Origin of the sequence: Escherichia sp. UTM R2 (assembly GCF_048593455.1) — a bacterium.
In the GTDB taxonomy this organism is placed as follows: Bacteria; Pseudomonadota; Gammaproteobacteria; order Enterobacterales; family Enterobacteriaceae; genus Escherichia; species Escherichia coli.
On record NZ_JBFWDY010000002.1, the window covers coordinates 932458 to 953268 of the forward strand.

At 49.3% G+C, this 20811-nt stretch carries 17 protein-coding genes; 8 read left to right on the forward strand and 9 right to left on the reverse strand.

The genetic code is table 11. The features are described from left to right. Positions 1-20: 20 nt before the first annotated feature. The 4 genes from fucR to fucI form a co-directional block, all read right to left on the reverse strand. Positions 21-752: an L-fucose operon activator gene (gene fucR / locus AB4H76_RS05350; RefSeq protein ID WP_000642344.1), complete on the reverse strand. Its 732-nt coding sequence runs from the start codon at positions 750-752 to the stop codon at positions 21-23. 57 nt (positions 753-809) lie between these two features. Continuing rightward, positions 810-1232, reverse strand: coding sequence for an L-fucose mutarotase (gene fucU, locus AB4H76_RS05355; protein ID WP_000920840.1), 423 nt, complete (start codon positions 1230-1232; stop codon positions 810-812). 1 nt (position 1233) lies between these two features. Beyond that, on the reverse strand, positions 1234-2652 hold the full coding sequence (gene fucK / locus AB4H76_RS05360) for an L-fuculokinase (RefSeq protein ID WP_001400933.1): 1419 nt from the start codon (positions 2650-2652) through the stop codon (positions 1234-1236). Between the two features lie 108 nt (positions 2653-2760). Beyond that, positions 2761-4536, reverse strand: a complete 1776-nt coding sequence (fucI, locus tag AB4H76_RS05365; RefSeq protein WP_001400932.1) for an L-fucose isomerase — start codon at positions 4534-4536, stop codon at positions 2761-2763. A 469-nt stretch (positions 4537-5005) separates the two neighbouring features. Here fucI and AB4H76_RS05370 point away from each other — a divergent pair, with 469 nt between their 5' ends. From AB4H76_RS05370 to fucO, 7 genes are all read left to right on the forward strand, one after another. After that, positions 5006-6505, forward strand: coding sequence for a sugar ABC transporter ATP-binding protein (locus AB4H76_RS05370; protein WP_000004944.1), 1500 nt, complete (start codon positions 5006-5008; stop codon positions 6503-6505). Positions 6506-6508: 3 nt separating this feature from the next. Then, positions 6509-7492, forward strand: a complete 984-nt coding sequence (locus AB4H76_RS05375) for an ABC transporter permease (protein WP_000156205.1) — start codon at positions 6509-6511, stop codon at positions 7490-7492. A gap of 73 nt (positions 7493-7565) precedes the next feature. Beyond that, on the forward strand, positions 7566-8516 hold the full coding sequence (locus AB4H76_RS05380) for an ABC transporter substrate-binding protein (protein ID WP_000857361.1): 951 nt from the start codon (positions 7566-7568) through the stop codon (positions 8514-8516). Positions 8517-8568: 52 nt separating this feature from the next. Next, positions 8569-10149: an FGGY-family carbohydrate kinase gene (locus AB4H76_RS05385; RefSeq protein WP_000551482.1), complete on the forward strand. Its 1581-nt coding sequence runs from the start codon at positions 8569-8571 to the stop codon at positions 10147-10149. Positions 10150-10213: 64 nt separating this feature from the next. Beyond that, complete coding sequence (locus tag AB4H76_RS05390; protein ID WP_001140842.1) at positions 10214-11212, forward strand: LacI family DNA-binding transcriptional regulator; 999 nt, start codon at positions 10214-10216, stop codon at positions 11210-11212. A 132-nt stretch (positions 11213-11344) separates the two neighbouring features. Beyond that, a complete protein-coding gene (gene fucA, locus AB4H76_RS05395; RefSeq protein WP_000442593.1) occupies positions 11345-11992 on the forward strand; it encodes an L-fuculose-phosphate aldolase in 648 nt (215 codons plus the stop codon). A gap of 27 nt (positions 11993-12019) precedes the next feature. Next, positions 12020-13168, forward strand: a complete 1149-nt coding sequence (fucO, locus tag AB4H76_RS05400) for a lactaldehyde reductase (RefSeq protein ID WP_000013588.1) — start codon at positions 12020-12022, stop codon at positions 13166-13168. Between the two features lie 104 nt (positions 13169-13272). On the opposite strand, the gene xni is transcribed toward fucO, so the two are convergent. From xni to queF, 5 genes are all read right to left on the reverse strand, one after another. Continuing rightward, complete coding sequence (gene xni, locus AB4H76_RS05405; protein WP_001439176.1) at positions 13273-14028, reverse strand: flap endonuclease Xni; 756 nt, start codon at positions 14026-14028, stop codon at positions 13273-13275. A gap of 111 nt (positions 14029-14139) precedes the next feature. Then, positions 14140-15507 carry an L-serine ammonia-lyase II gene (gene sdaB, locus AB4H76_RS05410; protein ID WP_000626422.1) on the reverse strand — a complete coding sequence of 456 codons (1368 nt, stop codon included), beginning with the start codon at positions 15505-15507 and terminating at the stop codon, positions 14140-14142. 57 nt (positions 15508-15564) lie between these two features. After that, entirely contained in the window at positions 15565-16854 is a 1290-nt protein-coding gene (gene sdaC, locus AB4H76_RS05415; RefSeq protein ID WP_000450476.1) for an HAAAP family serine/threonine permease SdaC, read from the reverse strand. Positions 16855-17410: 556 nt separating this feature from the next. Then, positions 17411-18775, reverse strand: a complete 1365-nt coding sequence (gene ppnN, locus AB4H76_RS05420; RefSeq protein WP_000627995.1) for a nucleotide 5'-monophosphate nucleosidase PpnN — start codon at positions 18773-18775, stop codon at positions 17411-17413. A gap of 111 nt (positions 18776-18886) precedes the next feature. Then, complete coding sequence (gene queF / locus AB4H76_RS05425) at positions 18887-19735, reverse strand: NADPH-dependent 7-cyano-7-deazaguanine reductase QueF (RefSeq protein ID WP_000100421.1); 849 nt, start codon at positions 19733-19735, stop codon at positions 18887-18889. Positions 19736-19802: 67 nt separating this feature from the next. On the opposite strand from queF, the gene syd reads away from it, so the two are divergent. Next, a complete protein-coding gene (gene syd / locus AB4H76_RS05430) occupies positions 19803-20348 on the forward strand; it encodes a SecY-interacting protein (RefSeq protein WP_000342438.1) in 546 nt (181 codons plus the stop codon). Positions 20349-20811 lie beyond the last annotated feature (463 nt).

The window sequence follows — 20811 nt, forward strand, 5'->3', positions numbered from 1 at the left end:
CCGGCCTGCTACCCTTTCCGTCAGGCTGTTACCAAAGAAGTTGCAACCTGGCGCTCATCAGAAATAATGTGCGTTACCTCATCCAGATGCCCGATGCGGGCTTCCCCTGAACGATTAAATTTACTTTTATCAATCAATAACAACGATTGCGCGGCACGTTTTAATAGCATCGATTTGTAATCAGCGTTGATGGCATTGGAGTCCCACAGTGCGCCGCTGCTATCGATCCCTTCACAAGAAAAAATAAACAGATCGATTTCCAGCGATTTAAGTTGGGAAATCAGCGAGGGATTGACGTAACAGCCATATTTGCGCTCAAGTGTGCCGCCGGAACTGATCAGTTGAATGCGTTCGCGTTTACCGAGTTCATGGCAAATCGGATGGCTATTGGTGAAGACCTGGATGTTGATGTCAGGCAACTGGCGTGCCAGATACCAGCAGGTTGAACTGGCGTCTAAGGCTATTACCATCCCTTCTTCAATCCACGCGAGCGCCTCGCGCGCGATATCTGCTTTATGCGCATAATGGCTTTTCAGCCTGATGTGAAAGGGATCGCCACTGTCTTGATTTTGACGGTGGATATATTTAGCGCGTCCATGATTGCGCAGAATTTTACCCTGCGTCTGTAATTCATTGAGATCGCGACGAATGGTTTCTTTACTGACCTTTAGCTGTTCAGAGAGAGCTTCCGTGGTCAGGCTGGTATGGTTCAGCAGCAGGTCGACTATCGCTTGCTGGCGTGCCGCTTTCATATTTTTCACCCCATCATTCGATAACCGCCCGCGTCATGCGGGCGTACCGGTATGAGATTACGGTGTTACCCCTTTTTTTAAAAGAATATTCCCGTACTTCGCTCGTTCGCCTGTGATAACGATCGCAAAGGCTTTTTGCGCCCGTTCATAAAACGCAAAACGATTGATGCGGATGATGTCAGGACACGGGGCTTGTAGTGAAAGCGCATTACGGTAACGTCGTTCTACTTCAGGATCGAGAGTGTCACCTTCTACCGCCGCCATCATCACCAGCGGCGGTGCATAACTGTCCAGTTCAAATAACGGGATAATCGCCTGGAGCAAGTCGCTCACCAACAGGCCATCAGCGCGGATCACCTGCGGTCCCATCGAATGGGCGGGAAAGTGAGCATCGGAAAAAATAATTTCATCTCCATGTCCCATCTCTGCCAGCACTTTCAATAGTTCGGGAGAAATTAACGGCGAAATTGTTTTCAGCATTTCACACTTCCTCTATAAATTCAGGTTCAGTTTGCGGGTAGAAATAACGGTACTGATAATGAATCTGTGCGCGGGCTTCTTCCGGGCTGTTAAATTCCCCTACGCCATACCAACCGAACAGCGCAGCTCCTGCGACAGTCGTTTCGGCGTCGTCGAGAACTTTTACCGGAATATCAAGCATATTGGCTTTAATCTGATTCCACAATGTGTTGCGACTTCCTCCACCGACTAACAATAATTCAGAGGCTTTAAAGTGCCCGATTTTTTCCAGCATCTGTAGATTGCGCTGTAATTGCGCAGTTAACCCTTCCAGCGCCGCGCGATAGAAATGCCCCCGCGTGGTATTAAGCGTCACTCCTTGCCAGCCAGCGTTCTGACACGACAATAAATCACACTGCATTTTCACGCCATCCGCGCCAGGCGCGATCAGACGAGCCTCTTCAATCAACATTTGCCAGGGTGTTTCAGCCGTCCAGAACAGTTTTCTCACCCATTCCAGCACGCCGGATGCCAGCCATTGCATACCTGGGTTATACAACCCTGCCTGGCTATCCAGTTCGCAGGTGGAACCGGCGTACTGACTTAACAGCGAAGTATCAACCTGGGCGCTGCGGACCATCAAAATTTCCCATGTACCGGAAGAGAGCACGGGTTCATTTTGTTTAGCACCAGCGCCAAAAAGGGCGAACTGGGTATCGTGACCTGCGGAAATCACCGGTATGCCAACGGGTAAGCCGAGCATTGCTGCGGCGCTGTTCTGTAGCGTACCAATCTGTTCACCCGCTTCCACCAGACGAGGGAAGAGTCGGCGTGGAATACCGGTGGCTTGTAAAATTTGCGGACTGAAATCGCGTTGCTGGATATCCAGCATCTGGCTGGTTCCGGCCATCGTGATATCAGTAGTGAATTCGCCGGTTAAACGGTGGTTAATCAGCGACGAAATGAAGAGCCAGGCGTGCGCGCGTTCCAGCAGTTGTGGATGATTTTCTTTCAACCACACCAACTTATATAACGTATTGAAACTAAAGGCTCCGACGCCAGAAATAGCCTGCAACTGCTGTGCGGAGATCAACCGTTCAATATTGTCCATAACCGCTGCTGTTCGCGGACATTTCCAGCTAATGATCGGATAGAGCAGATTGCCTTGCTTATCTACCAGAGCGCCATCCACACCAAAGGTGGTGACGGCGATACCGCGGATGTGGCATTCAGTCAGTTCACTATTGATTTGCCGACAGCAATCAGCAAAGCGTTGCAAAATGGCGTCTAAAGACCACTGGTGCCAGGTGTTGTTTTCCATCGCGATATCGCTGGCATTAGGCGTTGAGGCGCGGGCAACAATTTTTCCCTGCCGATTAACCGCGATGGCCCTGACATTGGTCGCACCACAGTCGAGTACCAGGATAACTTCTTGTTTCATAATCGCTCCTGCAATATAGCCGGATAACATTGCTTATCCGGCTAACCACTCTTGCTTGTTCAGGCCCGGTAGCCGGAGCGACCGGGCATCACATCAGGGAGTAATGTATTAACGCTTGTACAACGGACCGTAGTTCTGGCAAGCGCGGTAATCCTGGCCTTCAATATCCATGCCGTGCGCGGCCCAGGCAGAAGGACGATACACTTTAGTCTCTTCAACGTTGTGCATACATACCGGGATACGCAGCATGGAGGCGAGAGTGATAAAGTCAGCGCCAACGTGGCCGATGGTTAGAACCCCGTGGTTAGCGCCCCAGTTCGCCATTACCGAATACACATCCGTAAACGGCCCTTTACCGGTGAGGCGCGGTGCAAACCAGGTAGTTGGCCAGGTTGAGTTGGTGCGTTTGTTGAGGATGTCATGCACATCCTTCGGCAATTCCACGCTCCAGCCTTCCGCGACTTGCAGTACCGGTCCGAGGCCTTTGATGATGTTGACACGGGTCATGGTGAACGGGACGCCGCCTTCGGTAAGGAAGCGGGAAGAGTAACCGCCGCCACGGAAGTATTCGTGGATCGCCGGGCACCATTCGGTAGCGGCGAGGCAAGCGTCAGCCTCTTGCTGAGAGATTTTCCAGTGCGGCTTCATCGTCGGGTTACCTTCGCTGTCGCGTTGTTTACAGGAACCGTCCAGCGCAGCAGAACCTGAGTTGATCAAATGGATGATGCCGTGTTCTGCCAGTCCGTCGAGTTTATGCCCCGTTACACGCTCAATTGCTTCTGGTGACCAGTAGGTACGCACATCGGCAAATACCTGAGCGGTGCCGGTGAGCTGGTGACCCATTAGCATTGCCACGCCGTTAAGACTGTCGTTTTCGGTCGCCACGACAAAGGGTTCGCGCACGCCATTCCAGTCAAATGAACTGTTGAGGATCGCTTCGGCAGTGTCACCATTGGGATATTGATCGGTCCAGTGGCGTTGTCCCTGGAAGCCCGCAGCGATGGCGTTGTAGCCAAGTGATTCTTCCACGCGACCAATATCGGCCAGTTTGCTGTTGCCTTGCATCATGTCGCGGATACACATCGCCATCAGTAAACTTTCGCGCAGAACTGCGCGGCTTTGCTCGGCATTGCGTTGATACTGTTTGTTATTTTCATCTTCGCCATAGCGGAAGTTTTTATCAGCCCAGGTCAGTGCCATTTCCAGTTCGGCTTCGTCGTAAATCTTCTGATCGATACGGCGACGCAGTTCGGTCATATCCACCGCCTGGACTTTCATTCCCAGCCAGGATTCAAAGAAGTTGTGATCAACAATGGAACCGGCGATACCCATCGAAACGCCGCCCAGCGACAGATAGCTTTTACCTTTCATACTGGCGACTGCCAAACCGGCGCGGGCAAAGCGCAGCAGTTTTTCTTCAACATCGGCAGGAATCGATGTGTCATCGGCATCCTGAACGTCATGACCGTAAATGGAGAATGCCGGGATGCCTTTCTGGCTGTGAGCTGCCAGAGCCGCAGCCAGGTAAACAGCGCCGGGGCGTTCAGTGCCGTTAAAGCCCCAAATAGCTTTCGGGCGGGTTGGATCCATGTCGATGGTTTCACTGCCATAGCACCAGCAAGGCGTTACCGTAATGGTGAGGCCTACATTCTGACTGCTGAATTTTTCTTCGCAAGCAGCGGCTTCAGCCATACCCGCGATACAGGTATCGGAAATGACACACTCGACGGCAGCTCCGCAGGCATGGCGCAGTTTCTCGGTCAGCAGTGTGGCCGTGGCTTTCGCCATATTCATTGTTTGTTCTTCAAGCGACTCACGAACACCCATGCGACGACCGTCAATAACCGGGCGGATACCAATTTTCGGTAACGTATTAATTTTCATCAGGATTCCTCATCTCGCTTTATTGGCGCTCTGCTAAGGCGGAGAAAGGAAACCACCGAAGCAGTAGTATTGGTCATTATTTGCTAACTCGAGTTAGCTTAGGTTTGTAGGCTTTTTATGCACAACTTTTTTGTTGTTGAAATGTGAGGGGCTTCACGAGAAGTAGTTAAAATACGATCTCTGTCAAATTATTATTTAGCGGGAGAAAAATAAATTTTACGTATAATCATATGGTTATTAGATTTTAATGGTTATGCATCACAGTTTTAACTCAAATGATTTGGCTAATTTGTATACCTAAAATAGCTTTAAAAGGCGATCGCTAACTCGAGTTAGCAAAATGCGAAGAATAGATTGATGCGATGAATATTTATTCAAAGGTTATTCGTATCACAGTGGAGATGGCTTTAGTAGCGACGTTTATGCCGTACTTCACATTTTCAGTTTCTGATTATTGAGGAAAGCTGCAATGTCCGAAACATTTTTGCAAATGAAGCATATCACCAAACGCTTTCCTGGAGTGTTGGCGCTTAATGACGTGCAATTTTCCCTACGCCGGGGCGAGGTTCATGCATTATTAGGTGAAAATGGTGCAGGAAAATCTACCTTAATGAAAATTTTGTCGGGGGTTTATCAACCTGATGAAGGCGAAATAATTTTTGAAGATAAACCAGTCTCATTTTCTGATCCGTTAAGTGCGCAAAACGTAGGTATTACTATTATTCACCAGGAATTTAATTTATTTCCCGAGCTTACAGTAGAAGAAAATATTTTTATCGGCAGGGAGTTTTGTAAAAAAAATCGCTGGCGTCTGGATGAAAAACAGCAACGCCAGGCGACGATTGAAATTTTGCAAAAATTAAATTTGGCGATCAAACCAGATACTCTGGTTGCCGACCTTACGGTAGCTCAGCAGCAGATGGTAGAAATTGCCAAGGCCATTTCAGTTAACGCCAGGATTCTCATTATGGATGAACCTACTGCGGCGTTAACAGAAACTGAAATTGAAAGCTTATTTCGCGTCACCCGGTTATTGAAAGAGCAGGGGACCGGCATTGTTTATATCTCCCACCGTCTGGAAGAGTTGGCGCTAATTGCCGACCGTGCGACTGTAATGCGTGATGGTCAGTACATCAGCACGGTGGATTATGAGTGCGTAAAAATCAGCGATCTGATTGCCATGATGGTTGGTCGCGATTTAGGGAATATCTATCCCCGCCGCGAGGCCTTGCAGCAGCGGATTCCGGTTCTGGAGGTAAACGGACTGACGCGCAAAGGCGTCCTGAACGATATTAATTTTACGCTTTATCGTGGCGAGATCCTCGGCTTTGCCGGACTGATGGGCGCGGGGCGTACTGAACTTGCGCGTGCGATTTTTGGTGCGGATTCTATTGACAGCGGAACGCTAAAATTAAATGGTAAGGAAACCGTTATTAAAGATATTTCGGATGCTATTCAGCAGGGAATTAGTTACCTGACGGAAGACCGCAAAAAAGAAGGGCTGGCGCTGAATTTATCTGTTGAACGAAATATTATGTTAGGAAACTACCCTGAATATTCCGATCGTTTTGGGAATGTCGATTCGCGTCGTTGCCAACAAACCAGTGAGGAACAGGTAAAAGCGTTAAGGATTAAAACGCCAAATCTTGAACAGGCGGCATTAAATCTAAGTGGAGGAAACCAGCAGAAAATTATAATTGCACGTTGGGTGTGTAAAGATACTGATATTTTAATCTTCGATGAACCCACTCGCGGCATTGATGTTGGCGCCAAACTGGAAATCTATGAGTTAATGAATCGCCTGGTGGCAAAAGGGAAATCAATCATCATGATCTCCTCTGAATTGCCTGAGGTGTTAGGAATGTGCGACCGTATTTTAGTGATGCGCAGTGGTCGAATTACCGGCGAACTTAGCGCAAAAGAAGCGACACAAGAAAAAATTATGCAATACGCGACGTTAGAGGATTAAATTATGACTATCTCTGTAACCTCTCCAGACAGTAATAATAAGAAAATAAAGATAAATAAAGAACTTTTGATGCGCCTTGCGCCTCTTTTTAGCTTAATTATATTAGTGCTGTTTTTTAGTTTCAGCTCTCCCTTTTTCTTTAATACCGAAAATATCATGACGATTGCTCTGCAAACGTCGGTTATCGGCATTATGGCCATTGGGGTAACTTTCGTCATTATTACCGCGGGCATCGATCTTTCATTGGGCTCCGTGGTGGCTTTTTCTGGTGTCGCCGTGGGGATTTGCGCCACACTGGGCCTGCCGCTGCCAGTGTGTATTATTGCCGGTGTTTTAGCCGGTGGAATGTGCGGCTATGTGAATGGTTTGTTGGTCACTAAAATGACCATTCCACCATTTATCGCTACCTTGGGCCTGATGATGTCCGTCAGAGGTATCAATATGGTGATGACCGACGGGCGCGCCATCTATTTTGCCGATTACCCGATGTTCAAAACGCTCGCTCAGGGACGCTTATTTGATGTGCTGCCTTATCCTGTTTTCTACCTTGTCATTGTAGCGCTTGTCGGCGCTTACATCCTGAAGAAAACCGTCATTGGTCGCTATGTCTATGCCGTAGGCAGTAATGAAGTTGCTGCTCATCTTTCTGGTATTAAAGTTCAGCGCGTGAAAATTTTCGTCTATGCCTTCTGTGGATTATTAACGGGGATTGCAGGTGTCATTCTGGCATCTCGTCTCAACTCCGGACAACCGACGGTAGGTGTGGGTTATGAACTGGAAGCTATTGCCGCGGTAGTGATTGGTGGAACCAGCTTAATGGGCGGTATTGGCACTATTGGCGGCACAATCATTGGCGCTTTCATTATGAGTGTACTGAAAAATGGCCTCAATTTAATGGGCGTCTCCCAGTTCTGGCAAATGGTCGCGATGGGCGTCGTTGTGGTCGCTGCCGTTTACCTCGATACATTACGCAAAAAGATTCGTTGACTTAGGCTCCCTGTTTTATCGGGAAACAACTGCCCTGACGTTAAGGGTGATTCACTCAGAACGGAGTACAACAATGAAAACCAGGCATTTTATCTATGCGTTATCTCTGCTGGCTTGCGTAAGTTCCAGCGCACTGGCGAAGGATTTAAATCTTCCGGTTGTTAGTAAAGGTTTCCAACATGAATTCTGGCAAACCGTAAAAATGGGGACTGAAGCTGCGGCTAAAGAGTTGGGGGATAAAACCAGCTATGTTGGCCCGGCTGATGAAACGCAAATAGCCGAGCAAATTCAGTTAGTCGAAAATGCGATGGCGCAGAAACCGAATGGCTTGCTTCTGGCAGCCCTCGACGCGAATGCGCTCGCCCCACTGGTAGAAACGGCAAATTCACGCGGTATCAAAGTGGTGACCTTTGATTCAGGCATCAATTCAGACATTCCGGTGAGTTTTGTCGCCACCAATAACCGTAAAGCAGGTGCTCAGGCAGCTGATGCCTTAGCCTCGCAGGTAAATAATAAAGGGAAAGTTGGGATTATCGCGCACGTTGCAGGAACATCTTCCGCTATTGAACGCTCGGAAGGCTTCATGGAGCGTATGAAAGAAAAATATCCTGACATTAAAGTCTTACCCGTTCAGTACAGCGATGGTGACCCGCAAAAAGCGATGGATAAAACTATCGATATGATTCAGGCCAATCCCGATCTTGCTGGGATCTATGGCACCAATGAAGGTTCAACGCTCGGGGTGGCGAATGCCATTGATAGCCAGAATCTGAAAGGTAAGGTGAAGGTCATTGGTTTTGATAGTACGGAAGCGATTATTAACTTCCTGAAGAACGGCGTCATTCAGGGCTTTGTTGTTCAGGATGCATACCAGATTGGCTATCAAGGGATCAAAACGTTGAACGCGGCCCTTTCGGGGCAAGCCGTTGAAAAAGAGATCGATATTCCCGTGAAATTTGTTAATGCCGAGAATATTAACACGCCAGAAATCGACAAACTCCTGCACCCATTCGGTAAGAAATAAAAAATTGGGGATGAATTTTCATCCCCGTTATCTCCAGCGTCAGGGAGGCTTTATGCACAACGGTTATTTTCTCGGTGTCGATGTCGGATCGGCCAGTGTCAGGGCAGGCGTTTACAGTGCCAGTGGCCACAGGCTGGCATTCGCTACTGCGCCCGTCTCCCAGTTTCGCCCTGGCGGCGAGCGTGTCGAACAGTCTTCGGCAGAGATCTGGCAACAAGTTTGTAAAACGGTGAAAGAGGCGACAGCTTTGGCAGGCATCCCCATTTCCGCAATTCGCTCACTGGGTTTTGACGCTACCTGCTCGCTGGTTGTTCTTGATGAACAAGGCCAGGGTTTAGCGGTTTCGTCCGGTGGATCTGCGAATCACGACATTATTATGTGGATGGATCATCGTGCAACTGTCGAGACGGCGCAGATTAACGCAATGAAGGATCCCGCATTGCGCTACGTTGGCGGCGAAGTGAGCGTCGAGATGGAGTTACCAAAGTTACGTTGGTTGAAGACGCATCTACCGCAAACCTGGCAGGCCGCTCATCGCTTTTTCGATCTGGCGGATTTTCTGGTCTGGAAAGCAACAGGGCGAGACGTCGCGGGATTATGCACGCTAACGTGTAAATGGAATTATCTAGCTCATGAGCAACGCTTTAGCCATAGCTTACTGGAATCGATAGACCTGACCGATATGCTTGAAAGAATTCCTGCCGACATTCTTCCGCCTGGCGCTGCCGTGGGAACGTTAACCGCCACAGCTGCTGAAGAGTTAGGATTAACGACTAATGTTATCGTGGCCAGTGGCTTGATTGATGCCCATGCCGGTGGCGTGGCGCTGGCTGGCGCTCACCCATCAGGAACGCTGGCATTGATAAGCGGAACGTCGAACTGCCATATGCTGTGTAGTGAAAAAGAGATATTCACCCCTGGCGTCTGGGGGCCATACTGGTCGGCCATGTTGCCAAATTACTGGCTAACCGAAGGCGGGCAAAGCGCCGCAGGGGCGCTGGTGGAGTGGACGCTTCAGGAGTCAGGGGCAAGCGCAAATCTTTTTCACAAGGCGCAGCAACGCGGATGTCATCCGATTCAACTGATTAATGAATGGGTAGCAGCCCTTGAAGCTAACGAGTCAGAACCCACACGAAATTTACATGTGCTTGCCGATCATCACGGCAACCGTTCGCCACGAGCGCGGCCCGATGCCAGAGGCAGTGTTTATGGCTTAACACTGGAGCGTGGTGAAAATCAGCTCGCGCGACTTTATCTTGCGACTTTACAGGCAATAGCCTTTGGCACCAGACATATTATTGAAACTCTGCGGGAAAATGGGCATACCATTACCCGATTAACATTATGTGGTGGTGCAACGCACAACCCTTTATGGCTACGCGAATATGCAGACGTGACAGGTTGCGATATCCACCTGATGCAAGAAGAAGATGCCGTTACGTTGGGCGCAGCAATTAGCGGCGCTGTTGCCAGCGGAGCATGGGGGGATTTTACATCTGCGTGTAAAGCAATGGTTGAAGCCGGAGAGATTATTCAGGTAAATCCACAACGCCGTGAATTTTTAGAGCGTAAATACCGGGTTTACCTGACGCTTTGGGAGCAACAACAGGCGGTTAACCAACTGATGCAATAAGACAAAAGTTGAAAATACTTTTATGATTGTGATTTGACGTCTGGATGTTAACTGGGAAATACCTATGGCTAAAACAGTAGAGCAGATAGCCAGCGACCTGAATTTATCGGTTACGACCGTGCGACTGGTGCTAAATGGAAAAGCGGAACAATATCGAATCAGCGTCAAAACCCAAACGCGTATCAATGAATATGTTGAACGCTATGGTTATATCATTAATCATTCCGCTCGCAGCCTTAAGCTTAACAAAACTGATACATTAGGGTTGATTGTTCCCAACATATCCAACGTCTTTTTTGCTACGCTGGCAGAAAAACTCGAACAACGCTGTCGACGTTCCGGATATCAACTTACAATCAGTTGCACTTATGATGATGTTGACTATGAAAATAAATTGACGAAAGCATTTATCGCACGAAATGTAGATGGTCTTTTTATTGTTCCTTCGACGCTGGAAAATCAGCAGCATCATTTACGCAAAATTCGTAAGCCCATGGTTTTACTCGATCGTGATTTTAAATATACCGATAACGCATTGGTAGAGAGTAATAATATTTCTGGCGGAGAAAAGCTGACGCAAAATATTCTTGAGGCCGGGCAGGCTCCAGTATGGTTTTTGCTGGGAGATGCCGGTTTGCCGAGTATCAGCGATCGTCTGACAGGTTATTTGAATGCGTTGGCAAAAAAAGGGATTACCCATCGCGATTGGGTGCGGGAAGGTCCGGTAAATACTCCGGAAGGCGGCTATGTCATTATGGAAAAACTCATTGAAGAGCAGGGATGTCCGCAGGCATTTATCGCCTCGTCTTTGCCTGTGCTTGAAGGCGCTGTCCGCGCGATTCGCGACCGTCTTGGCGCTGTACCGCCAGAAATCAATATTGGCACTTTCGATGAACATCCTATGCTGGGATTTCTCGCCAACAATGTCTGGTCAATGCAGCAGGATGAAAATGCCTGGGCAGAAAAAGCGTTCGAAATGATGTTAAGCGCGATCGAAGAAAGACCAGTCAAAAAAACAGTTAAAGTAGAAATGAAATTAATTAAGCGCATAAGAAAAAAATAATAATCGCCAAAAGATATCAGGCTACTGAACAATGATATTCAGTGGCCTCCCCTTACTAAAAATAACCCCGTCTTCATTTGCGGTGCTGTTTTACGCAACAAGGCGAGCTGAAACTGTATCTGGAGAATAGAAATGGAAAGAACACGTTTATCCCGTGAAATAATTGAAACCTGTCTGGAAATGACGCGCCTTGGGTTAAATCAGGGGACAGCGGGGAATGTCAGCACACGTTTTGAAAACGGCATGTTGATTACTCCCAGCGGTATTCCTTATGAAAGAATGACGGAGAATATGATTGTCTATGTTGATGGCAACGGCAAATACGAAGAAGGTAAGATTCCTTCCAGCGAGTGGCGTTTCCATATGGCAGCCTATCAAAGCAGACCGGATGCCAACGCGGTTGTTCACAATCATGCCGTTCATTGCACGGCAGTTTCCATTCTTAACCGACCGATCCCCGCTATTCACTACATGATTGCGGCGGCGGGCGGTAATTCTATTCCTTGCGCGCCTTATGCGACCTTTGGAACACGTGAACTTTCTGAACATGTTGCGCTGGCTCTCAAAAATCGTAAGGCAACTTTGTTACAACATCATGGGCTTATCGCTTGTGAGGTGAATCTGGAAAAAGCGTTATGGCTGGCGCATGAAGTTGAAGTGCTGGCGCAACTTTACCTGACGACCCTGGCGATTACGGACCCGGTGCCAGTGCTGAGCGATGAAGAGATTGCCGTAGTGCTGGAGAAATTCAAAACCTATGGGTTACGGATTGAAGAGTAATTTCGTAAAGCAACAAGGAGAAGGATGATGGCTAACAGAATGATTCTGAACGAAACGGCATGGTTTGGTCGGGGTGCTGTTGGGGCTTTAACCGATGAGGTGAAACGCCGTGGTTATCAGAAGGCGCTGATCGTCACCGATAAAACGCTGGTGCAATGCGGCGTGGTGGCGAAAGTGACCGATAAGATGGATGCGGCAGGGCTGGCATGGGCGATTTACGACGGCGTAGTGCCCAACCCAACAATTACTGTCGTCAAAGAAGGGCTCGGTGTATTCCAGAATAGCGGCGCGGATTACCTGATTGCTATTGGTGGTGGTTCTCCACAGGATACTTGTAAAGCGATTGGTATTATCAGCAACAACCCGGAATTTGCCGATGTGCGTAGCCTGGAAGGACTTTCCCCGACCAATAAACCCAGTGTACCGATTCTGGCAATTCCCACCACAGCAGGCACTGCGGCAGAAGTGACCATTAACTACGTGATCACTGACGAAGAAAAACGGCGCAAGTTTGTTTGCGTTGATCCGCATGATATCCCGCAGGTGGCGTTTATTGACGCTGACATGATGGATGGTATGCCTCCAGCGCTGAAAGCTGCGACGGGTGTCGATGCGCTCACTCATGCTATTGAGGGGTATATTACCCGTGGCGCGTGGGCGCTAACCGATGCGCTGCACATTAAAGCGATTGAAATCATTGCTGGGGCGCTGCGAGGATCGGTTGCTGGTGATAAGGATGCCGGAGAAGAAATGGCGCTCGGGCAGTATGTTGCGGGTATGGGCTTCTCGAATGTTGGCTTAGGGTTGGTGCATGGTATGGCGCATCCACTGGGCGCGTTTTACAACACTCCACACGGTGTTGCGAACGCCATCCTGTTACCGCATGTCATGCGCTATAACGCTGACTTTACCGGTGAGAAGTACCGCGATATCGCGCGCGTTATGGGCGTGAAAGTGGAAGGTATGAGCCTGGAAGAGGCGCGTAATGCCGCTGTTGAAGCGGTGTTTGCTCTCAACCGTGATGTCGGTATTCCGCCACATTTGCGTGATGTTGGGGTACGCAAGGAAGACATTCCGGCACTGGCGCAGGCGGCACTGGATGATGTTTGTACCGGTGGCAACCCGCGTGAAGCAACGCTTGAGGATATTGTAGAGCTTTACCATACCGCCTGGTAAATGCGCTGATGTGATAATGCCGGATACGACGCTAGCCGCGTCTTATCCGGCATATAAGTGCATTAAATTCAATGTGTTGATAATCGTTTGCATACGGCACGTCCTTACCGTACCAACCGCAATTGCTGTAAATTGCCGTCGATATGCAAATCGGTTTGTAAGCGGGCAATATCGCGGCACAGAAACGCCATCTCTTTATGGGTTTCTAATTTTTTGCGCCACTTTTCGGCAACCGCATCCAGATTCCCATATATCCCTTCCAGACTCTGAAACTCGACCAGCAGCTGCGTGGCGCTTTTTGGTCCGATTCCCGCAACACCCGGTACCTTTGAACTGCTGATCCCCGCAAGTCCCCAGTAATCGGGCAACTGCTGCGGTTGAACGCCAAATTCTTTATCGATAAATGGCGCATCCAGCCAACGTTTCTGGAAGTAATCACGAATACGTAATGTCGGTGAAAGTAACTGACAGTAGCCTTTATCTGTCGAAACAATCGTTGCCTGATGCCCGGCCTGTGTCACTTTGACCGCCAGCGTGGCGGCTAAGTCATCGGCTTCGTTGCCGCTGGCTGACCAGCACGGGACGCCGCGTTGCTCAAAGGCGGCGCGTAATGCAGGCATCTCGTCGTGCAACTCTTCCGGCATTGGCGGTCGACCCGCTTTGTAATCTGGTAAACGCTGATGACGCCAGCCGCTACTGCGGTTTTCATCGTCAAAAACGGCGACTGCGTGGGTTGGCTGGCTGTGCATAATGAGCTGATCGAGCGCGTGCTGGCAGGTTTCGACACAGGGCGAACCCTGAACGGCATGAATGCGACGAATAAGATTCAGTGCATCGACAATAAGTAAATGAACAGCCACTATAACCCCCTTAAAGATCAGGCGATAAGGGTAACATTCGATACTGGAACAGGCTATGGCTGGATGAGAAATCGGGAAGAGGCCTCGCAAAACGAGGCCTCTGGAGAGCGATTAATCGCAGGCAACGATCTTCATTGCCAGGCCGCCGCGAGAGGTTTCGCGGTACTTGGCGTTCATATCTTTACCTGTTTCGTACATGGTTTCGATAACTTTATCGAGGCAGACGCGCGGCTCGCTGGTACGGCGCAGCGCCATACGTGCGGCGTTCACCGCTTTTACTGCCGCAATGGCGTTACGCTCGATGCATGGCACCTGGACCTGTCCGGCGACCGGGTCACACGTCAGACCGAGGTTGTGCTCCATGGCGATTTCCGCCGCGATGCACACCTGCGCCGGGCTTGCGCCTAATAGTTCTGCCAGACCAGCCGCCGCCATTGAGCACGCCACGCCAACTTCACCCTGGCAACCCACTTCAGCACCAGAAATCGACGCGTTCATCTTATAAAGAGAACCAATGGCGCTGGCTACCAGCAGGTAACGAGCCAGTGAGTTAGCGTTCACTTCGCGGATAAACTTATCGTAGTACGCCAGCACAGCCGGGATAATCCCGCACGCACCGTTAGTCGGCGCAGTCACCACGCGACCGCCAGCAGCGTTCTCTTCGTTCACTGCCAGTGCAAACATGTTGATCCAGTCAACAACCGCCATCGGGTCAGTGGTGGTTTTATCCTGGCTGACCAGCATCCGGCGTAGTGCCGCAGCACGGCGTGGAACGCGCAGTTTGCCAGGCAACACGCCTTCGGTGGAAATACCGCGCTCAATACCGCCGCGCATGACTTCCCAGACGTTCGCCAGGTGCTGTTCCAGCTCTTCTTTGCTGTGCAGCGCCAGCTCGTTTTTCATCATCAGGCCAGAGAGTGACAGCCCGGTTTCCTGACAATGTTTTTGCAGATCGGCTGCTGAACTGTACGGATAAGGAACTTCAACCGGTGCGCTATCCTGCTGGCCAAAATGCTCTTCATCAACGATAAAGCCACCGCCAATAGAGTAGTAAGTCTGGCTGTAAACGACTTTATCGCCCGCCAGCGCGGTAATGCGCATACCGTTTTCATGCAGAGAAAGGTTGTCGGCGTGGAAGTTCATGCACTGATCAACCGGGAACTCCACTTCATGCTGACCGTTTGCCAGCATCAGGCGACCATGAGTATTCACATCCTGAATAAAACTGGGGATGGAATCGATATCCACGGTATCCGGCAGGTTACCCGCCAGGCCCATAATAATGGCGATATCAGTGTGGTGGCCTTTACCGGTCAGAGAGAGCGAGCCGTACACGTCAACCACCACGCGGGTCACGTCTTTAAGCAGGTTACGGGCAATCAGATCGTCGGTAAATTGTTTACCCGCTTTCATTGGTCCAACGGTATGAGAACTGGAAGGGCCAATGCCGATTTTGAAAATATCGAATACGCTAATCATAGGAAATACATCGCGTTAAAACGGAGGAAGCGCCGCCCGAAAGCGGCGCGAAAGGACTTAGCTGAACAGAGAGTAGAAGATTGCGGAGATTGCAATCAGACCCATCACGACAACGAATACGTTGCTGATGTGACCGCTGTACTTACGCATTGCCGGTACTTTCTGAATTGCGTACATCGGCATCAGGAACAGGATCATCGCGATGATTGGACCGCCCAGGGTTTCAATCATACCCAGGATGCTCGGGTTCAGGGTGGCAACAATCCAGGTCGTTACCAGCATGAACAGCGCAGTGATACGGTTCAGCTTGTTGATTTCGATAGACTTACCTTTACCACGCAGAGATTTAATCACCATACCGTTGAAGCCTTCACGTGCGCCCAGGTAGTGACCGAGGAAGGATTTGGTGATAGCGATAATCGCGATAATCGGAGCCATCCACGCGATAACCGGTGCGTTAAAGTGGTTAGCCAGGTAAGACAGAATCGAGATGTTCTGCTCTTTAGCCGCAGCCAGGTCTGCCGGAGTCAGGCTCAGTACACAGCTGAAGACGAAGAACATTACGGTCAGCACCATCATGATGTGTGCGAATGCCAGGATCTTCGAGCATTTCTGTTCTGCCATATCGCCGTACTCTTCACGCTTCGCAACGGCGAAAGAAGAGATGATCGGAGAGTGGTTGAACGAGAACACCATTACCGGAATTGCCAGCCACAGGGTCATCCACAGACCGTTTCCGGTTGCAGATGCAGTGTCCAGAGACAGCGTTTCCAGTGCAGCGCCGTTCCACTGCGGGATCAGGTACAGAGCCAGCAGCATCAGTACGCCAACAAACGGGAATACCAGAATACTCATCGCTTTAACGATCATCTGCTCACCGAAGCGAACGATGGTCATCATACCCACGATCAGGATCAGCGACAGAATCGCACGCGGCGGTGGCGTCATACCCAGCTGGTGAGACATGAAGCTTTCAACGGTATTGGTGATTGCCACGCTATAAACCAGCAGGATCGGGTAGATAGCGAAGAAGTAGAGCAGGGTAATCAGTTTACCTGCGCCAATACCAAAGTGTTCTTCTACAACCTCGGTGATGTCTTCGCCCGGGTTTTTACCAGACAGTACGAAGCGAGTCAGGCCGCGGTGAGCAAAAAACGTCATCGGGAACGCAAGGATAGCCATGATGATCAGCGGGATCATACCGCCAACACCGGCGTTGATTGGCAGGAACAGCACGCCCGCGCCGATTGCCGTGCCGTAAAGGCCCAGCATCCACATGGTGTCTGTCTTGCGCCAGGCACTACGAGAGTCTTTCGACGCAATCGTGCTGGTTTGAGTCGTTTCCATCTATTTCTCCTGGAGGAATGCAAATAATTCAGCTTTTAGCCAGTTCAGCCCGGGAAGGTGCCTGACCGTAAAAATGAAATCTGTCTATCGGCGATGGCTTAATCATTTACCGCCGTAATAATTTGAGGGCGGAAAGATACACACAAGTTATGTATCTATCAGTGATCTTGATCTCAAATACAATAATCTACTTGGAAGATAGATTATCCCAACGCTTTACTCTGTAAATCAAAAGTAAAAGAGAATTTAAGGGCAATATTTGCCCATTAAACGACATCTGACTTCTTCCGGGGCGCGCAATATATGTAGGTTGAACTGAAAAAATCAATACTTTTAGTTAATCATGGCGATAATTTCTTTTTCATAGCGATAAAATACGGTTTATGAAAATAGGGAAACGTTTGCGTTGCAACATAAATTGTATGACATATTAACTGTGATGATATTTGTCGCGTGAGGGTGGTAAGAAACATTCATATAACAAATGAAATGAGTTGATGAGTAAGTGACCAAAAACGAGAAAACCCGGCAACAAACGTCACCGGGGGAGCGGAGATTACGTGCAGATTTCGTAGCAAGGGATGTAGGCTGAGCCTGGCAACTTCATACGATGCTGGGCAACAAAACCCTGTAGCAGGTCGTCCATACGACGCATAATCTCTTTATCGCCGTTGATTTTGTAAGGACCAAACTCTTCAATGGCGCGAATACCGACTTCTTTTACGTTACCCGCCACAATACCGGAGAACGCACGGCGCAGGTCGGCAGCCAGCACTTCAACAGGTTGATCCGGGTAAAGCTTCAGATTAGCCATATTCTCGTGAGACGGCTCAAACGGCATTTGCAAATCTGGCGCAATGCGCATTGACCAGTTAAAGCTGTAGGCATCGCCTGTATCACGGCGATTTTCTTTCACCAGCGGCATCGATTTTTTCATCTGACGAGCGACTTCAGCGGCGTCATCAATGATGATGCGGTAATGGCGGCGCGCGTTTTCACCCAGCGTATGCACGACAAACTCGTCCAGTACGCGGAAGTAGTCGGCGCTCTCTTTCGGGCCGGTGAGGATCAATGGTAAAACCTGATCTTTGTTGGCCGGGTTCATTAAAATTCCCAGCAAATAGAGCAACTCTTCTGCCGTACCCACACCGCCAGGGAAGATAATGATACCGTGAGCGATACGGACAAACGCTTCCAGACGTTTTTCGATATCTGGCATGATGATCAATTCGTTGACCAGCGGGTTAGGCGGTTCAGCGGCGATAATCGACGGCTCTGTCATACCAATAAAACGACTGTCTTTGTAACGCTGCTGCGCGTGTCCGACCGCAGCACCTTTCATCGGCGCTTCCATCGCTCCCGGACCACAGCCGGTGCAGATATTCAGCTCACGCAGGCCCAGCTGGTTTCCGACGCGACGGGCATACAAATACTCGTTTTCGTTAATTGAGTGACCGCCCCAGCAGACCACCATATTTGGCGCTTCACCCACATGCAGCGCGCGAGCGTTACGCAAGATGGAAAAGACCAGGTTAGTGATGTGGACGGAGTTGTCGAGATTCAGGTTGGGAAAACGAACGGTGTTATGGATTTGCCCGTAAACGAAGAGAATGTCACGCAGGACCGCGAACAAGTTGGCCTGCAAAGCGCGAATAATTCGCCCATCGACAAAAGCCTCTTCCGGGGGATTAATCAGTTCCAGCTTTACGCCGCGTTCACGGCGCAAGACGTTAATATCGAAATTTTCAAAACGAGACAGCAATTCTTTGCTGTTATCGGTCAAACTACCGGAGTTCAGTACGGCAAGTGAACAGTTGCGAAACAGTTGATAGAGGTCGCTGCTGGCGGTGCGTTTAAGCATATCCACTTCCAGCTGCGACAACATATCCATGGAGCCAAGCGGGCTAATATGTGTAATCAAGAAAAACTCCTTATGGGACGAATATCGTCATTCCCTTTGATTACAATAGCCCTGCCTGATGACCTTTCACAACCTTCTGCGTGAATCCAGCACGCAAAATTGAGAAAAAATTTATTGCCGAACCAGTCTTGTGGTCGATGGGACAAAATCGCTATTACTGCGCCACGGGTTAATGTCCAGACCGCCACGACGGGTATAACGTGCGTAAACGCTCAATTTTTCTGGCTGGCAGAAGCGTAACAGGTCATTAAAGATGCGTTCCACGCACTGTTCGTGGAACTCGTTGTGATGACGGAATGAGACCAGGTAACGCAGCAGTTTTTCTCTGTCAATTTGGCGTCCACGATACTGAATTTGGAGCGAACCCCAATCTGGTTGATGGGTGATCAGGCAGTTTGATTTCAGCAGGTGGCTGACAAGCGTCTCTTCCACTACTTTTTCACCACAGGTGGCATTCTCCAGATAGTCAGTAGTGAATTCATAGTTATCGATAGTGATATCCTGGTCATCAATGCAAGTGCCATTAAAATGACCTATCGGCTGGCCTTCCAGTTCATCAAGACGATATAACGCCACGCTAATCTTACCCTGAGCGCAAGTGCTTAAGTCGCGCTCCAGCGTCTGGCGCACCTCATCCCAGTTATTAAAACGCGTCTGGTTAAAACTGTTGAGATAGAGCTTAAAACTCTTCGACTCAATCAGATTTACGCTGGTGTAATCAAGTTCAACATGACCGACAGCGACCTGCGGCAAACCTTTCGCATTCAGCCAGGAAAGTTCATACAGCGTCCAGATATCCGTACCGTGAAAAGGCAGGTTATCCGCTTTCAGACCCAGCGGGTCGCGATTCAGGCTGCGTGGAACGCCTTGCAGTAGGCTGGCGTCATAGGTATCCCGGTAATCGGTTGATTTTCCAAGAGTCAGGCCCGCAAGTGCCTGATGGTTTGCATAAGAAGACATGTTTCACCGTCATAAACCAGATAAACTAAACGACAAGTGTATCTGGTTTAAGTGAAGAGAGAAATTAGTGGACGATTTGACCGCACAAGCCCTGAAAGATTTTACTGCACGCTACTGCGATGCGTGGCATGAAGAGCATAAAAGCTGGCCGTTAAGTGAGGAACTGTACGGTGTTCCTTCACCGTGCATTATTTCAACTACCGAAGATGCCGTATACTGGCAACCCCAGCCGTTTACCGGGGAACAAAATGTAAACGCGGTTGAACGCGCTTTTGATATTGTGATACAATCCACAATTCATACCTTTTATACGACTCAGTTTGCCGGGGATATGCACGCGCAGTTTGGCGATATCAAACTGACATTGCTGCAAACCTGGAGTGAAGACGACTTCCGTCGGGTGCAGGAAAATCTGATTGGTCATCTGGTGACTCAGAAAAGGCTAAAACTGCCGCCCACACTATTTATCGCGACGCTGGAAGAAGAGTTAGAGGTCATCTCGGTGTGTAATCTCTCCGGTGAAGTGTGCAAAGAGACGCTGGGAACACGTAAACGGACGCATTTAGCCTCAAATCTTGCGGAATTCCTTAATCAACTTAAGCCTCTTCTGTAATCCAAATACCCCATCTGGTTGTGAGAGATCTCTTACAGACTCTGTAGGAGATCGCCAGGAAATAAGCGAATACTTAAAAAGATAAGAATCGTTATTTTCATTTAAAATCAAAATGTTGATTGTTAATTCTTAACTTTCATATGAAATTTTCCTTAAGGCATTGTCTGTAAGCGCCTTGTAAGACTTCGCGAAAAAGACGATTCTATCTTCGTCGACAGGGAGTCAGACAACGAAGTGAACATCAGGATGATGACACTTCTGCAGGACACACCAGGATGGTGTTTCAGGGAAAGGCTTCTGGATGAAGCGAAGAGGATGACGCAGGACGCGTTAAAGGACACCTCCAGGATGGAGAATGAGAACCGGTCAGGATGATTCGGTGGGTCAGGAAGGCCAGGGACACTTCAGGATGAAGTATCACATCGGGGTGGTGTGAGCAGGAAGCAATAGTTCAGGATGAACG

Coding starts and splice junctions, on each gene's coding strand:
- queF (WP_000100421.1), bottom strand. CDS start 19,735: ATGTCTTCTTATGCAAACCATCAGGCACTTGCGGGCCTGACTCTTGGA.
- fucR (WP_000642344.1), bottom strand. CDS start 752: ATGAAAGCGGCACGCCAGCAAGCGATAGTCGACCTGCTGCTGAACCAT.
- fucA (WP_000442593.1), top strand. CDS start 11,345: ATGGAAAGAACACGTTTATCCCGTGAAATAATTGAAACCTGTCTGGAA.
- AB4H76_RS05375 (WP_000156205.1), top strand. CDS start 6,509: ATGACTATCTCTGTAACCTCTCCAGACAGTAATAATAAGAAAATAAAG.
- sdaC (WP_000450476.1), bottom strand. CDS start 16,854: ATGGAAACGACTCAAACCAGCACGATTGCGTCGAAAGACTCTCGTAGT.
- sdaB (WP_000626422.1), bottom strand. CDS start 15,507: ATGATTAGCGTATTCGATATTTTCAAAATCGGCATTGGCCCTTCCAGT.
- AB4H76_RS05370 (WP_000004944.1), top strand. CDS start 5,006: ATGTCCGAAACATTTTTGCAAATGAAGCATATCACCAAACGCTTTCCT.
- fucI (WP_001400932.1), bottom strand. CDS start 4,536: ATGAAAATTAATACGTTACCGAAAATTGGTATCCGCCCGGTTATTGAC.
- AB4H76_RS05380 (WP_000857361.1), top strand. CDS start 7,566: ATGAAAACCAGGCATTTTATCTATGCGTTATCTCTGCTGGCTTGCGTA.
- fucU (WP_000920840.1), bottom strand. CDS start 1,232: ATGCTGAAAACAATTTCGCCGTTAATTTCTCCCGAACTATTGAAAGTG.
- AB4H76_RS05390 (WP_001140842.1), top strand. CDS start 10,214: ATGGCTAAAACAGTAGAGCAGATAGCCAGCGACCTGAATTTATCGGTT.
- AB4H76_RS05385 (WP_000551482.1), top strand. CDS start 8,569: ATGCACAACGGTTATTTTCTCGGTGTCGATGTCGGATCGGCCAGTGTC.
- fucK (WP_001400933.1), bottom strand. CDS start 2,652: ATGAAACAAGAAGTTATCCTGGTACTCGACTGTGGTGCGACCAATGTC.
- fucO (WP_000013588.1), top strand. CDS start 12,020: ATGGCTAACAGAATGATTCTGAACGAAACGGCATGGTTTGGTCGGGGT.